Origin of the sequence: Bradyrhizobium sp. WYCCWR 13022 (genome assembly GCF_030435535.1) — a bacterium.
Lineage (GTDB): Bacteria > Pseudomonadota > Alphaproteobacteria > Rhizobiales > Xanthobacteraceae > Bradyrhizobium.
Genome location: NZ_JAUIZJ010000008.1, coordinates 234,793 through 246,969 on the forward strand (window position 1 = coordinate 234,793; position 12,177 = coordinate 246,969).

At 64.9% G+C, this 12,177-nt stretch carries 12 protein-coding genes; 8 read left to right on the top strand and 4 right to left on the bottom strand.

What is annotated here, in order from left to right; all coding sequences use genetic code 11:
* Positions 1-158 precede the first annotated feature (158 nt).
* The 5 genes from QY049_RS14230 (at position 159) to QY049_RS14250 (ending at position 5,106) form a co-directional block, all read left to right on the top strand.
* A complete protein-coding gene (locus QY049_RS14230) occupies positions 159-908 on the top strand; it encodes an ABC transporter ATP-binding protein (protein WP_194478285.1) in 750 nt (249 codons plus the stop codon).
* Positions 905-2,431: a permease gene (locus QY049_RS14235; protein WP_194478286.1), complete on the top strand. Its 1,527-nt coding sequence runs from the start codon at positions 905-907 to the stop codon at positions 2,429-2,431. The genes QY049_RS14230 and QY049_RS14235 overlap by 4 nt, the downstream gene beginning before the upstream one ends.
* A gap of 106 nt (positions 2,432-2,537) precedes the next feature.
* The gene (locus QY049_RS14240) at positions 2,538-3,353 is read left to right on the top strand and encodes an MBL fold metallo-hydrolase (protein ID WP_258764097.1); all 816 of its coding nucleotides are present in this window, start codon (positions 2,538-2,540) and stop codon (positions 3,351-3,353) included.
* Positions 3,354-3,419: 66 nt separating this feature from the next.
* Complete coding sequence (locus QY049_RS14245) at positions 3,420-3,941, top strand: hypothetical protein (protein WP_258764098.1); 522 nt, start codon at positions 3,420-3,422, stop codon at positions 3,939-3,941.
* A gap of 112 nt (positions 3,942-4,053) precedes the next feature.
* On the top strand, positions 4,054-5,106 hold the full coding sequence (locus tag QY049_RS14250) for an amidohydrolase (RefSeq protein WP_194478289.1): 1,053 nt from the start codon (positions 4,054-4,056) through the stop codon (positions 5,104-5,106).
* A 74-nt stretch (positions 5,107-5,180) separates the two neighbouring features.
* Here the strand turns inward: QY049_RS14250 and QY049_RS14255 are convergent, their stop codons facing one another.
* Positions 5,181-5,636: a cupin domain-containing protein gene (locus QY049_RS14255; RefSeq protein WP_258764099.1), complete on the bottom strand. Its 456-nt coding sequence runs from the start codon at positions 5,634-5,636 to the stop codon at positions 5,181-5,183.
* Positions 5,637-5,872: 236 nt separating this feature from the next.
* On the opposite strand from QY049_RS14255, the gene QY049_RS14260 reads away from it, so the two are divergent.
* Entirely contained in the window at positions 5,873-6,427 is a 555-nt protein-coding gene (locus QY049_RS14260) for a hypothetical protein (RefSeq protein ID WP_258764100.1), read from the top strand.
* Between the two features lie 83 nt (positions 6,428-6,510).
* Here QY049_RS14260 and QY049_RS14265 read toward each other — a convergent pair whose 3' ends face one another.
* Both QY049_RS14265 and pcaB read right to left on the bottom strand, forming a co-directional pair.
* Positions 6,511-7,767 (bottom strand): aminopeptidase, encoded by a 1,257-nt coding sequence (locus tag QY049_RS14265; protein WP_194478292.1) that lies wholly within the window; start codon positions 7,765-7,767, stop codon positions 6,511-6,513.
* A gap of 112 nt (positions 7,768-7,879) precedes the next feature.
* Positions 7,880-9,241 (bottom strand): 3-carboxy-cis,cis-muconate cycloisomerase, encoded by a 1,362-nt coding sequence (gene pcaB, locus QY049_RS14270; protein ID WP_301269543.1) that lies wholly within the window; start codon positions 9,239-9,241, stop codon positions 7,880-7,882.
* 253 nt (positions 9,242-9,494) lie between these two features.
* On the opposite strand from pcaB, the gene QY049_RS14275 reads away from it, so the two are divergent.
* Both QY049_RS14275 and QY049_RS14280 read left to right on the top strand, forming a co-directional pair.
* Positions 9,495-9,902: a BA14K family protein gene (locus QY049_RS14275; protein WP_258764104.1), complete on the top strand. Its 408-nt coding sequence runs from the start codon at positions 9,495-9,497 to the stop codon at positions 9,900-9,902.
* Between the two features lie 220 nt (positions 9,903-10,122).
* Positions 10,123-11,682, top strand: coding sequence for a winged helix-turn-helix domain-containing protein (locus QY049_RS14280; RefSeq protein WP_258764106.1), 1,560 nt, complete (start codon positions 10,123-10,125; stop codon positions 11,680-11,682).
* A gap of 33 nt (positions 11,683-11,715) precedes the next feature.
* On the opposite strand, the gene QY049_RS14285 is transcribed toward QY049_RS14280, so the two are convergent.
* Positions 11,716-12,138: a GFA family protein gene (locus QY049_RS14285; RefSeq protein ID WP_301269544.1), complete on the bottom strand. Its 423-nt coding sequence runs from the start codon at positions 12,136-12,138 to the stop codon at positions 11,716-11,718.
* Positions 12,139-12,177 lie beyond the last annotated feature (39 nt).

A 12,177-nucleotide genomic window follows, 5' to 3' on the forward strand; every position in this document is an offset into this window, starting at 1 on the left:
CGGCGCCAATTCAGCCTGAAGGCCCGCGCGCTGTCAACAAACGGTGACTTGCCTTTAGTCCAAGGTGAATGACGGAATTTGCGGCGGCGCGATTCACGGGGCCGAAACATCTTCGGGTCATGGTCGCGGGCTATGCAAAACCTCATGGTGTGGCCGTCATGAAGCCGGACAGCTCGGCACTGGAAGTCCGAGGGTTAACGAAGCGTTTTGACCGTTTGGCGGTCGACAGCCTCGATCTCACCATTCATGCCGGCGAATTCTATGCGCTGGTCGGCCCCAACGGCGCCGGCAAGACCACCACTTTGCGCATGGTTGCGGGCCTGCTCAGGCCCGACGATGGCGGTGTCTCGATCTTCGGCGTCGATGCGCTCGCTCATCCGGTCGCCGCCAAGCAAGTCATGGCATGGGTCTCCGACGAGCCCATGATCTATGACAAGCTCACCCCACTCGAATATCTCGAATTCGTCGCCGGCCTCTGGGGCATCGCGCCCTCGGCCTCGAAGCCGGTCGCCGAGGAGCTCCTGACTTCGCTCGGGCTCGAGCCGCACCGGCACGAACGATGCGAAGGTTTTTCCAAGGGCATGCGTCAGAAGGTGGCTCTTGCCGGCGCGCTGGTGCACGATCCCCGTCTCATCATTCTCGACGAGCCGCTGACGGGCCTCGATGCCGTCTCCGCCCGCCACGTGAAGGGATTGCTCGGCGAGCGGGTCCGCGCCGGTTGCACCGTCATCATGACGACGCATATTCTCGAGGTGGCCGAGCGCATGGCCGATCGCATCGGCGTTATCGCCGCGGGCCGCCTCGTTGCCGAAGGCACGCTGACGGAGCTGCGTCAGCAGAACGGCCATGCCGACACCAGCCTGGAGGATCTCTTCATCGCCCTGGTGACGCTCCAGGAAGCCGCATGAGCTCGGCGACCGCCCTTTCGTGGTTTGCCCGTCACGAGCTCCGCCTCGCCTGGCGCGAATGGTTCGCCATGATGACGGGCGGCCGGCGCCGGCGCGCGCGCGCCGCTATGATCGGCCTCGTCTTCTTCGCCGCGCTGCTGCACGTGCCGGCCTGGGCGGTGATCGGCCGCTTCGCCAATCTGCAACTGCCGCTCGACAAATCGTCGCTGATCGTGATCTCGGCGACGATCTTCCTCGCCTGGACCTTGATGCTGTCGCAGGCGATCGAATCCGTGACGCGGGTGTTTTACGCCCGCGCCGATCTCGACCTGATCATGTCCTCGCCGGCGACGCTGGCGAACCTGTTCTCGGTCCGCATCGCCGCAATCGCGCTCACCGTCACGGCGATGGCGCTGTTGTTCTCGACGCCCTTCATCGACGTGCTCGTCATCGGCGGCGGCGCGCGGTGGCTTGCCGCATTCGGCGTGGTCGTCGCGATGGGCCTGTCGGCCGCGGCCATCGCCATTGCCGTCACCATTCTCCTGTTCCGCCTGATCGGCCCGGCGCGGACGCGCTTCGTTGCCCAGATCCTGGCTGCGATCATCGGCGCCGGTTTCGTGATCGCGCTCCAGGTCGCGGCGATCATATCCTACGGCACGCTGTCGCGCTTCACCATCCTGACGTCGGGCACTCTCGCCGCCCACGCGCCCGACATCGACAGCATCTGGTGGTGGCCGGCACGTGCGACCATGGGCGACAGCGAGGCGCTGCTGTCGCTCCTCGCGCTCGGGCTGGTGCTGCTCGGATGCGTCATGGCGATCTTCTCGGGCCGTTTCGCCGACACCGCGATCGACGCCGCCGCCTATGGCACGTCCAACCGCAAGCGCGCGAAGGAACGTCCATTCCGTGGCGGATCGCGGCAGCAGGCGCTGCGGCGCAAGGAATTCATGCTGCTCTGGCGCGATCCCTGGCTGATCTCGCAGACATTGATGCAACTGCTCTATCTGGTGCCGCCGGCCCTGCTGCTCTGGCGCAGCTTTGGCGACAGTTCCGCGGCGCTGACTCTCATCTCGCCTGTCATCGTGATGGCGGCAGGGCAACTCGCCGGCGGGCTCGCCTGGCTGACGATATCAGGCGAAGACGCGCCCGATCTGGTCGCGACCGCGCCACTCACACCCACGAGCGTCATCCGCGCCAAGATCGAGGTGGTGCTGATCGCGATCGCCGCGATCTTCAGCCCGCTGGTTGCTGCACTGGTATTCGCCTCGCCTTTCCAGGCTGCGATCACGGCGGCCATGATCATCGCCAGCGCAGCCTGCGCCACCGCGATCCAGCTCTGGTTCCGCGTCCAGGCCCGGCGCAGCCAATTCCGCCGTCGCCAGACCTCGTCGCGGCTTGCCACCTTCGCCGAAGCCTTCTCCTCGATCGGCTGGGCCGCTACCTCCGCGCTGCTGCTCACGCTGCCGACCGCAGGCATCGTCAGCGGCCTGATCACCGCGGGCCTGGTCGCGATGACCTGGAAGTTCAGCCCGAGGCGCGACTAAAGGCAGGGACTGAAGGTGCGACACTGACGCGCTGTTGATCGCGTCCTGTTGGCGACACGCTGCGTTGCACGCTAGACTTTCCCCTGAAGTCATCGAGGACCGGTTCATGCGGCGATTCATTTCGGCGGCATTTGCGCTGTTGGGCGCTTGTCTCTCTCCTGCCCTCGCCCAGCAGCCGTCTCAACGCAGCGAATGCCTGGCGATAGCGAACGCCGCGCCCCGCGCTATGCCGGTCGCCTTCCGGCAGGCGGCTACCGCGGCCGAGGTCGAGATCACCTATGCCGGCCACTCCACCTATTTCATCGACACGCCCGGCGGCGTGCGCATCGCGACCGATTACAGCGGCGCCTATCAGGTCGGCCGGCTGCCCGACGTCGTCACCATGAACCGGGCGCACAGCACCCACTATTCTCTCAATCCCGACAAGCGCATTCCCCATGTCCTGCACGGCTGGGGCGAGGACGGCAAGCCGGCCATCGTGTCGGAGCGCATCGGCGACACCTTCATCCGCAACGTCACCACCGACATCCGCCGCTATTTCGGTGACGATTCCGGCGCGGACATGATCCGTGACGGCAATTCGATCTTCATCTTCGAGGTGGCGGGCCTCTGCATCGGTCATCTCGGCCATCTCCATCACAAGCTCGACGACAGCCATTTCGCCCAGATCGGCCGGCTCGACATCGTGATGGTGCCGATCGACGGCACCTACACCATGTCGCTCGACGGTGTCTCCGAGATCACCAGGCGGCTGCGCGCCTCCGTGGTGCTGCCGATGCACCGCTTCGCGACCCCGCTCGACGAGTTCATGCGCCGCATTGGCCGGCAGTTCGAGATCGACCGCCGCACCGAGCGCTCCTTGCGGATCTCGCGAGATACGCTGCCGACGACACCGACAGTGATCATCCTCGACGGCGTCTAACGCGCAATTTTCTCCAAGTCGGCCGCCGGCCGGTCGTGCTGATCTCCCTGGCAGCAGGAGATCGACATGACCGACTTCGAGAGATTGCTGCACGCGGATGGCCCCAACCCCGAGCATGCGGCGGCGCTTGAGCTCTATGGCCGCTTCGTCGGAGATTGGGACGCCGGGATCACCGCCCACGGCGCTGATGGAACGAAACACACCGCGCCAGGTGAAATCCATTTCGGCTGGGTGCTGGAAGGACGCGCCGTTCAGGACGTCTGGATCATTCCGCGCCCAGCGGGCAGCTCCGCCTTTCCCATCGCGGGCAATTGGTACGGCACGACGCTGCGGGTCTACGACCCCACCATTTCCGCGTGGCGGATTTCCTGGTCCGATCCAGCGCGCTCGGTGTTCCGTCACCAGATCGGTCGTCCACGCGGCGAGGACATCGTGCAGGAGGGCACAACCGAAGCCGGTGACCTCACGCGGTGGAGTTTTGTCGAAATCACGGACGATTCCTTTCGCTGGCTGGGCGAGGTCAAGCCCGCCGCGGCAACCGACTGGCGACTGGTGGTCGATGTGAGGGCGCGGCGGCGTAAGAGGTGATGGGGAGCCCACCTCCTCCGCCGCTGCGATGGTGCTCTGAGCCACGCGCGCTGCTGCGCAACCAGATCAGGTGCTAGGCTCCCGCCATAAAAACATGAGGGAGCGAACGTCGATGGCTGCAAGCGGTCTGCCTGCCAACACCAGCGGACTCTTCGTCGAACCGCGCGAGGACTGGCTCGCGCAATATCAGGAAGAGATCATCGATCCCCTCAGGCCGATCGTCGATCCGCATCATCATCTCTGGAATCGCGGACATCGCTATCTGATCGAGGAGATGGCTGCCGATATCGCCTCCGGCCACAACATCATCGCCACCGTCTATGTCGATTGCCGCTCGATGTACCGTGCGCACGGGCCCGAAGCGTTCCGGCCCGTGGGTGAGGTCGAGTTCGCCAACGGCGTCGCCGCGATGAGCGCGAGCGGCGGCTACGGCAAGGCCGCGATCTGCGCCGGCATCGTCAGCCACGCCAATCTGCTGCTGGGCGATGCCGCAAAGCCGGTGCTCGAGGCGGAGATCGCCGCCGGCAACGGTCGCTTCCGCGGCATCAGGCATTCCTCCGCCTGGGACCAAGACCCCGTCGTCGCCGGCATGTACGCGAACCGGCCGAAGGGCCTGCTGCAGGACCCGACCTTCCGCAAGGGCTTTGCCTGCCTCGCGCCGCTTGGCCTCAGCTTCGATGCCTGGCTGTTTCATCCGCAGATCGGCGAGCTCGCTGAACTGGCGCACGCCTTCCCCGACACCAGGATCGTGCTCGACCATTGCGGCGGGCCGGCCGGCGTGGGCCGCTTTGCCGGGCGGCGCGAAGAGGTATTCCCGCAGTGGCGCGCCGCGATCCGGGAGATCGCTCGTTGCGAGAACGTGGTGGTGAAGCTCGGCGGGCTCGCAATGTGCCTGCTCGGCTACGACTTCCACCTGCGCGAGAGGCCACCGTCGTCCGAGGAACTCGCCGCCGCGTGGAAGCCTTATGTCGAGACCTGCATCGAGGCCTTCGGGCCGAAGCGGGCGATGTTCGAAAGCAACTTCCCGCCGGACAAGGGCCAGTGCAGCTACCAGGTGATCTTCAACGCCTTCAAGCGCATCGCGGCACCCTTGAGCGAGGCCGAGCAGACGGCGCTGTTCTCGCAGACCGCGACCGACTTCTACCGGCTCGAACTGCCGTCATGACACGAAAAAGGGGCCGGGATGTTGGTCCCGACCCCTGTTCCGTCGTGGTCGCTGGGAAGCGCCCGTGAGTTCGACTAACCGGCACCCATGAGGGTCGCGGGGCGGCGTTCGCCGGCCGAGAGGAACATTCGCTTCAGCTTGTTGACGACGCGGACCATGAAGCCGATCACGGCGGGGTTGGTCTTGCGGCAGAACGCGATCTTCTTGACGTGGCCTTCGACATGCCATTTGGCATGCGCGCCGTCGCGGAAGAAGATGACGTCGCCGACGCCGTAGCGCTTCGGCGGCAGCCCATCGCTCTCCAGCACGATCGATCCTTCCAGGATCATGATCGTCTCGTCGAAATCATAGTACCAGTTGAAGCGGCCTTCGGTGCAGGACCAGATGATGGTCGAGGAGGTGCCGTCCGAGCTGGTCGAGAGGATGTGCGAGCGCGAGATCGGGTTACCCTCGATGATCCAGGCCGGCTCGATCGGCCGCAGCTCCAGATCCACATTGCAACTACCGATTTCAATCAACGCGCGCGACATCTGCTTCCCCAGGGGATATAATATCGATGGCCGGGTCCAGGCCCGGATTGTTTCGAAAGATGTTGGAACGCTAGTGGCCGGCTTTTAATTCTTTCTTACGCGGGCCCCGACAATCAGCCGCAAGTTGCAGATGCGAAGCGGTTAACGCCTGGATTTGCCTGCAAATTCGCGCACATGAACCCATCTTTTCCGGGGTGCGACAAAATGCGCGACACGACTGAGAAGGAGCCGCATCGATGCCCCTGACCCCGGAGGCCGTGACAGCCCAAGGCGAGGTCGTCGCCTGGCTCGGCAGCCTCGGTGTCTCGTTCGCGCCGGACGAGGAGCCCTGGTTCACCATCGACGGCTTCGAAAATTCTCAGCAGATCGGCAGCGACGGCTCAGGCGGCGCCTTTGTGCTGCTGCCGTCGCAGAATGTGCTCTACGTTTCGTCGGAGGGACGCGCCGGCATCATCGCCGAGAGTTTCGAGGCGTTGATCCAGCTGGTGGTCGCCCGCCCCTACTGGCTCGACATCCTCAAATTCTCCGCCGGCGGCGATCTCCAGGAAATGCGGCGCGCGGCGGATGCGCTCGAAGCGACACTCGAGGACGAGGACGACGTCAACGAGGCGAGGGAGGAAATCCGGGAGCACCTCGACCTGCCCGAGCCGGACGATCCGGTCGGCGCGCTGTACGACGCGGTCGCGGCGTCCGACGCCATCGTGCGGGCCACCGACGGCAGCCCGTTCACGACACTGTTCAACCGCTTCAGCATCGACAACAACCCGATGCTGCGCAACGCGGCGGCGTGAGTGACACTCTAACAAATAAGTTCGGGAAAGATTGTCGGCCGCCGCCGGGAACTCACCTCTCCCCGACGGGGAGAGGTGAAGAGCTACTTCGCCCACTCGCCCTTGCGGAACACCGGTACCTTGCTGCCGTCGGCCAGAATGCCGTCGATGTCGGTTTCGGCCGATCCGATCATCCAGTCGATATGGATCAGGCTCTGGTTGCCGCCTTGCGCTGCGATCTGCTGCGGTGTGAGCTGTGCGCCGTTGATGAAGCACTTCGAATAGCACTGGCCGAGCGCGATGTGGGACGCGGCGTTCTCGTCGAACAGCGTGTTGTAGAACAACAGCCCGCTCTGCGAGATCGGCGAGGAATGCGGTACCAGCGCCACCTCGCCGAGACGCCGCGCGCCCTCGTCGGTGTCGAGCACCTTGTTCAGCACTTCCGCGCCGCGCGAGGCCTTGGCATCGACGATCTTGCCGTCCTCGAAACGGACCGCGATGTTGTCGATCAGCGTGCCCTGGTAGGACAGCGGCTTCGAGCTCACGACATGGCCGTAGACCCGCCGGCAGTGCGGCGTGGTGAAGACCTCTTCGGTCGGGATGTTGGCGTTGCAGCTGATGCCGTTCTTGGACAGCGACGCGCCGCCTTCCCATTCATGGCCGTCGGCCAGCCCGATGGTGAGGTCGGTGCCGGGTCCCGAATATTGCAGCGCGCGGAATCGCTGGCCGTTGAGCCAGTTGGTGCGCTCGCGCAGCACCGCATTGTGGCTCGCCCAATTGGCCATGGCATCCTCGCGGTCGACGCGGGACGCCGCAAAGATCGCGTCCGCGAGCTTGCCGATGGCAACCTCTTCGGAATCGTCCGGAAAGACCTGCTTGGCCCAGGATGGACTCGGATAGGCGATGATGTTCCAGTTGGTGTCGAAATTGACGATCTTTTCCAGCGCCGGCTGATAGGCCATGGAATTGGCCTTGCTGGCGCGCGCGACTTTCGACGGATCCTCGTTCGACAGCAGCATCGGATTGTCGCCGACGATGGCGAGGCGCGCGGTATTCTCCGAGAACGCCTTCGCCATGCCCTCGTAGAGCCAGTTGGCCGCGCGATCGAAACTGTCGTCGTGGCCGTAGCGGTAGCGCGCCAGCGTCATCTCCTCGTCGGAGAGGATCGGCGTCACGATACCGGCACCGGCCTTGTAGGCGTGCGCGGCGATCCGGCGCACCAGCGGCAGCGCGATCGCTGGTGCCGTCAGGAGAAGATCCTGTCCCGGCCGCAAGCCCAATCCCACCTTCACCGCCACCTCGGCCAGCCGGTCGAGCTTGACGGGATCGATGGACGTGGCGGAATTGCGTTGATCGGTCATGCCGGGTCCTCTGTCGAAATCTCTCTTTCAATCTAAGCCTAGCATCACGAGACACAAGTGTGCGAGCGTCCTGCAAGACGTGAAAGATACGGAGTTTCACGCAGTTTGGTTTTCAACGCGTTGCCGATTTCAGCACCCGGTCGACCATGGCAGGAGCAAGACCAAAGTAATTTTTCGGTGAAGTGAGCGCCTCGATCGTGGCACGATCGATCCGGCTCGAGACGCGGGCGTCGGACGAGAGCGCGTCCGCGAGCGTCAGGCCCTTCTCGTTGGCGAGCCGGCAGGCATCGTAGACCACATCGTGCGCCTCCTGCCTCCCGATCTGCGGCGCCAGTCCCATCATGACCGCTTCGGCCACGATCAGGCCGCGACTAAGGGCGAGGTTGTCGTTCATCTTCGTCTCGTCCACGATGAGGCCGGCGAGCGCGAACTTCGCCTGGTGCAGCGCGCCTGCGGTCAGCACGAAGCTTTCCGGGATCGCCATCCATTCGGCGTGCCACGGACCGGTGGCGCGCTCGAAATCCTGCACCATGGCATCCAGCATCAGGCCGGCCTGCTGGCGCACCGCCTTGCTAGCCGCGAGCATCAGTTCAGAAGAGATCGGATTGCGCTTCTGCGGCATGGTCGAGGAGGCGCCGCGCCCCTTGACGAAGGGCTCGTAGACCTCGGCGAATTCGGTCGAGGCCATGATCATGATGTCGAGCGCGATCTTGCCGAGCGAGCCGGTGACGAGTGCGAGGAAATTCACCGCTTCCGCGAATCCGTCGCGCGCGACGTGCCAGGTCGAGGCGGGAACGCCGAGCTCGAGCTCGGCGCAGAGCGCCTCCTGCACCTCGAACCCCTTGTCGCCCAGCGAGGCCAGCGTGCCGGCGGCGCCCGCGAACTGCCCGACCAGGACGCGCGGCTTCAGTTGAGCGAGACGCTCGGCGTGACGATCGAACATCGCGAGCCAGATCGCGGTCTTGTAGCCGAAGGTCACCGGCAGCGCCTGCTGGAGATGGGTGCGGCCGGCCATCGGCGTGTCGCGATGGCGCCGCGAGAGGTCGGCGAGGATCTTGCGCAGCTCGTCGATGTCGCGTTCGACGATCTCCAGCCCCGCACGCAGTTGCAGCACCACGGCGGTGTCCATGATGTCCTGCGTGGTCGCGCCCCAATGCACGTAGCGGCCGGCCTCGCCGCACTGCTTCACCATCTGATGCACCAAAGGGAGGATCGGATAGCCGACGATGTCGGTCTCCTGCCGCAGGAGATCGAAGTCGAGCGCGGCGACGTCGGTCCGCGCCGCGATCTGGTCCGCGGCAGACTGCGGGATCACGCCGCATCGCGCCTCCGCCCTGGCCAGCGCCACCTCGACCTCGGCATAGCGCCCGACCAGCGCGACATCGGAAAACACCTCGCGCATCGCGGGCGTGCCGAAGGCATCGCGGAACAGCATGGAGTCGAGCACGGTGGTCGAGGCGGGAAAAGCGGGCATGAGCGTTTCTTTTCGGCTGTTGTTGCGTGGGAGCAGCTTACGCGGGATATCGAGCCGAGCAATCAACATTCACTGTTCGACACACAGCCATCGTCGTCCTGGCGAAAGCCGGCGTTCGCCGGGACGACGATAGGAGATGTCAGGCACTGTCGCAGTACCATCTTCCTGTCCAAACTTTAATTCAGCACGCTTCTTCGACTGCACTATCACTTGTCACGCGGCGCGAATGCCGCCGCATGACGAGGAGAGCTCAATGTTGAAATCGTTTCGCTTCGTTGCCGGCGCCTGCGTGCTGGCAGGCCTGTCGGCTGCGACATTGACCGCGGTATCGGCGGCGCCGATCGCACAGCCGCTCGCGGTGGCAGAATCTGCGCCCGGCCGGATCGAGCAAGTGCGCTGGTATGGGCATCGCGGCTGGGGCTGGGGTGGCGGCGCGTTCGTCGGCGGGCTTGCGGCCGGCGCGATCATCGGCGGCACGGTCGCGGCGCCCCATTACTACGGTTCACCTTATTACTATGGGCCGGCCTATCCGCCGCCACCCGCCGGCTACGCACCGCCACCGGAAGGAGACGTCCAATACTGCATGCAACGCTACAGGTCCTACAACCCGAACACGGGCCTGTATCTCGGCAACGACGGCCGGCGCCATCCCTGCCCCTGAGGCTGTGCCGCGGCATCCGGATATCGCCCGGGTGCCGCGACAATCCGGCCAAAGGCGGCCACATTCTAACCCGGGTTGCATTCCTCGGCGCAAATGGCATAGCAGCCATCCGGACGTCGCGATGAACCGGATCGACCTTTCGTCGGACTCACAGACTTCAAGTCGAAATCCATTTGATTTCATCATTGCCTGAAGTCGCCGTGAGGCCTGAGTTTTCGACGTGCAGTTTCTGTTCCGGGATCACCTTCTCGACACCGACTTGCGCGAGCTGAGCCGCGAGCAGGTTCCCGTTTCCGTGGAACCACAGGTTTTCGACCTCGTGGTCCATCTCATGGAGAACCGCGACCGGGTCGTCAGCAAGGACGAGCTGATCGACAAGATCTGGCACGGCCGCAGCGTCTCCGAATCGACATTGACGAGCCGGATCAACGCGGCGCGCAAGGCGATCGGCGACAGCGGCGCGAACCAGTTGCTGATCCGCACCATCGCGCGGAAAGGCTTTCGCTTCGTCGGCGACGTCGAGACCAAGTCCGGAGGCGTGGCTGTGGAACCACGCCGCAGCGTCACAGCGTCGCAGGCAACGCCCGCGCTGCCCGACCGGCCCGCGATCGCCGTGCTGCCCTTCACCAATATGAGCGGCGACCGCGAGCAGGACTATTTCTCCGACGGCATCAGCGAGGACATCATCACAGCGCTGTCGAAGCTGCGCTGGTTCTTCGTCGTCGCACGCAATTCCTCCTTCGTCTACAAGGGTCGCGCCGTGCATCTCAACGAGATCGCGCGCGAGCTCGGCGTGCGCTACGTGCTCGAAGGGAGCGTGCGGCGAAGCGGCGACCACGTCCGCATCTCGGCCCAGCTCAACGACGTCTCGACCGGCGGCCATCTCTGGGCCGAGCGCTACGACCGCGAGCTCGCCGACATTTTCGCCGTGCAGGACGAGATCACCGAAGCCATCGTCGCCGCGATCGAGCCGCAGCTCTATGCCGCCGAGAGCTTTCGTGCCCAGCAGAAGCCACCGGGCAGCCTGGACGCCTGGGATTTCGTGGTGCGCGCGCTGTCGCATTACTGGCGCATCACAGGCGAGGACAATGCCTCGGCACAGAGGCTGCTCGAGCAGGCGATCGCGATCGACCCCGCCTATGGCAAGGCCCTGGGCCTGCTCGCGACCAGCCACATCTTCGGCGCGCATATGGGCTGGGCCGACATGGGCGCAACCGTTCCCATCGCGGAAGCTGCGGCACTCGCCGCGGTGGAAGCCGATCGCGACGATGCCTGGGCCCATCACGGCCTTGCCTATACCTATCTGTTCCGCCGCCGCTTCGACGACGCGCTGGCGGAGTTCGAGCTGGCGCTGTCGCTCAACCCGAATTTCGCGATGGCGCACGCCTTCTACGGGGTCACCCTATGCTACGCCGGACGATGGCAGGACGGCGATGCCGCCGCGCGCCGCGCGCTTCGGCTCAGCCCGCGCGATCCGCTTGCGGCGATCTATTGCGGTGTTGCGGCCTATGCCCAGTTCATCGGCCGCAATTACGACCACGCCGTGCAGTTGGCGCGAGAATCGATGCGGCAGCGAGCCGATTTCGTCGGCGCGCATCGCGTGCTGACGGCGGCCGCCGGCATGTCAGGCGATCCTGCCCTTGCGGCCTCCGCGCTGGAGGGATTGCGCCGCACCCAGCCCGGCATCTCGCTGGCATGGCTCACGCGGGAGCTGCCGATGCTGCGCGACGAAGACCGCGCGCATTATCTCGAAGGATTTCGGCGCGCGGGGATGAGGTAACGCCTTCTCTCTCCGCAAGCGGGGAGAGAGGTCCTACTCCTGCATCATCTCGCCGCTGCCGCCGAACTCGGCGGGAAAATCCTTCAACTTGGGCATGCCGTCGCGCATCGGCAGTACCGACTCGGCATAGTTGACGTGGACGCCGGGGGTGAAGGCGAGCGTCGGGATGGTCGCAGCGAACACGTCGATCAGATCGAGCGGCGGGTGATTGGTCATGAGATGACCGCCGCACTTCTTGCAGTATTTGCGCTGGCTCAGCGGCGTCTTGGCAAAGGTCTCGACGTTCTGCGCGCCTTCGGTAATACGCACGGCTTCCGGCTTCCACAGGCTGAACGCGTTCACCGGACCGCCCGACCACGAGCGGCAGGATCGGCAATGGCAATAGCCCATCGCCGCCGGCTCGCCGGTGACCTCGACTGTAACGGCGCCGCAGAAGCAGTGTCCGACATGTTTCATCCTGGTTCTCCTGAGATGGACTGGGGTAGGAATGCTGGA

What these genes read in the sequence shown, in the direction of transcription:
- QY049_RS14230 (WP_194478285.1), top strand. Translation starts at nt 159, where the DNA reads ATGAAGCCGGACAGCTCGGCACTGGAAGTCCGAGGGTTAACGAAGCGT.
- QY049_RS14235 (WP_194478286.1), top strand. Translation starts at nt 905, where the DNA reads ATGAGCTCGGCGACCGCCCTTTCGTGGTTTGCCCGTCACGAGCTCCGC.
- QY049_RS14240 (WP_258764097.1), top strand. Translation starts at nt 2,538, where the DNA reads ATGCGGCGATTCATTTCGGCGGCATTTGCGCTGTTGGGCGCTTGTCTC.
- QY049_RS14245 (WP_258764098.1), top strand. Translation starts at nt 3,420, where the DNA reads ATGACCGACTTCGAGAGATTGCTGCACGCGGATGGCCCCAACCCCGAG.
- QY049_RS14250 (WP_194478289.1), top strand. Translation starts at nt 4,054, where the DNA reads ATGGCTGCAAGCGGTCTGCCTGCCAACACCAGCGGACTCTTCGTCGAA.
- QY049_RS14255 (WP_258764099.1), bottom strand. Translation starts at nt 5,636, where the DNA reads ATGTCGCGCGCGTTGATTGAAATCGGTAGTTGCAATGTGGATCTGGAG.
- QY049_RS14260 (WP_258764100.1), top strand. Translation starts at nt 5,873, where the DNA reads ATGCCCCTGACCCCGGAGGCCGTGACAGCCCAAGGCGAGGTCGTCGCC.
- QY049_RS14265 (WP_194478292.1), bottom strand. Translation starts at nt 7,767, where the DNA reads ATGACCGATCAACGCAATTCCGCCACGTCCATCGATCCCGTCAAGCTC.
- pcaB (WP_301269543.1), bottom strand. Translation starts at nt 9,241, where the DNA reads ATGCCCGCTTTTCCCGCCTCGACCACCGTGCTCGACTCCATGCTGTTC.
- QY049_RS14275 (WP_258764104.1), top strand. Translation starts at nt 9,495, where the DNA reads ATGTTGAAATCGTTTCGCTTCGTTGCCGGCGCCTGCGTGCTGGCAGGC.
- QY049_RS14285 (WP_301269544.1), bottom strand. Translation starts at nt 12,138, where the DNA reads ATGAAACATGTCGGACACTGCTTCTGCGGCGCCGTTACAGTCGAGGTC.